Source organism: Maricaulis virginensis, from assembly GCF_027922185.1.
In the GTDB taxonomy this organism is placed as follows: Bacteria; Pseudomonadota; Alphaproteobacteria; order Caulobacterales; family Maricaulaceae; genus Maricaulis; species Maricaulis virginensis.
Genome location: NZ_BSFE01000025.1, coordinates 1 through 546, shown reverse-complemented (window position 1 = coordinate 546; position 546 = coordinate 1). Strand labels below are relative to the sequence as shown.

The following is a 546-nucleotide window of genomic DNA, read 5'->3' as shown; positions in this document are numbered from 1 at the left end:
GCCCTCGCGGATGAAACTTAACGATCATCGTCTGCCCCCTTTTCCAGCACGGCATGCCGCAGCCGCTCGAGTTCGGCATCAATGGCCATCAGCGCGGCCACCACCTGAACCCCGTCAGCGCCTGACCACTGGCCGCCGTTAATTTTCCGGGCGATCTGGTTGAGGTTGTTCCCCATCCCGGCAAGCTGGCGCAGCAAAACCGGATCGATGGACGGCAGCCGCAACGACCGCGCCGGGCGCGTATCGAGACAGGTTTCCCGCATCCACACCGCCAGTTGCCTTCCATTGCAGCGCTCCAGCAGCTGCTGGTACTCCCCATCGGTCACCCGGATACCTAAAAAACGGGTACGCTTAACCGCCATCCTCTCCTCCGATATCCGCAAAATGTGACCGGGCTGAACGCTCAAGCTCTGCCATCTGCTCCCGGCGGTAATCTTCCTCCTGTGCCTGACGCATCAGATTTGCCATCACTGCCGGATGCCAGGATCTTTTTTTTACGACGAGCGGCTTCTTCTTCGGCTTCTGCATTATCCCTCCTTCGCAAAC

2 protein-coding genes are annotated in these 546 nt (G+C 59.5%); both read right to left on the bottom strand.

The features are described from left to right. Positions 1-17 precede the first annotated feature (17 nt). Positions 18-362 carry a MobC family plasmid mobilization relaxosome protein gene (locus PKE71_RS17565; RefSeq protein ID WP_271188320.1) on the bottom strand — a complete coding sequence of 115 codons (345 nt, stop codon included), beginning with the start codon at positions 360-362 and terminating at the stop codon, positions 18-20. Then, on the bottom strand, positions 352-546 hold a 195-nt coding region (locus PKE71_RS17560; RefSeq protein ID WP_271188319.1), incomplete at its 5' end, for a hypothetical protein. The genes PKE71_RS17560 and PKE71_RS17565, both read right to left, overlap by 11 nt.